General features: G+C 62.0%; 1 pseudogene. It reads left to right on the plus strand.

What is annotated here, in order from left to right:
• Positions 1-490 (plus strand): annotated as a pseudogene (locus EXE45_RS16890) (site-specific integrase); the annotation flags it as partial.
• Positions 491-819 lie beyond the last annotated feature (329 nt).

Consider the following 819-nt stretch of genomic DNA (forward strand, 5'->3'; position numbering starts at 1 on the left):
CTTCGTTCACCGTCCGGAGACCGGCACCCCGCTCAAGAACCACGAGTCGGGGACCCGCTGGAACCGTATTAGTCAGAAGACGGCCCGATACATCGAGGACTACATCGAGTATCACCGGGATGAGGTGACCGACGAGTACGATCGTAAGCCGCTGATCACGACCAGGTACGGTCGTCCGGCGGGCAACACCTTCCGGAAGGTGCTGTACCGAGTGACTCGTCCCTGCTGGCGCGGCGAAGGCTGTCCCCACGATCGGGACATCGACTCCTGCGAGGCGACTGACATCGACCACGCGAGCAAGTGTCCGTCGTCGCGATCTCCTCACGACGTGCGGAGTGGCCGGGTGACCTTCTACCGCCGCGAGGACGTTCCGCGGCGTATCGTCGAGGACCGGCTGAACGCGAGTGAGGATATTCTGAGTCGCCACTACGACCGGCGGTCTGACCGTGAACAGGCAGAGCAACGCAGCGACTTCCTCCCCGACCTATGAACCCCGAACCCTACGCCGCGACCCACCAAATCGCCAGACCCCACCGTGCTCGCTCCGAAACCGTCGGTTCTTGGGTCGTTCCTCAAACGCCGAGCAACAGGCTAGAAACGACCTCTACGCCCAGATTCTCAAAACGATTTAGAGACCGCTATTCGGATTCCGTTCACCAGCTTAACGCCCCCCTCTGCGGGCACGCAGTTTCCATTGTTCTAGGGGGTGATCGGCGGTGAGCCTCGGCATCGATTCGAATTCGCTCTGCCATCTCACTGCGGATGGTCCGGGCGAGTTCTGGTGTCCCGCGTGCGGCGCGCGCTGTACTCGGAACTCGT

The sequence above is a fragment of the Halorubrum sp. SP9 genome, from assembly GCF_005435015.1.
Taxonomy (GTDB): Archaea; Halobacteriota; Halobacteria; order Halobacteriales; family Haloferacaceae; genus Halorubrum; species Halorubrum sodomense.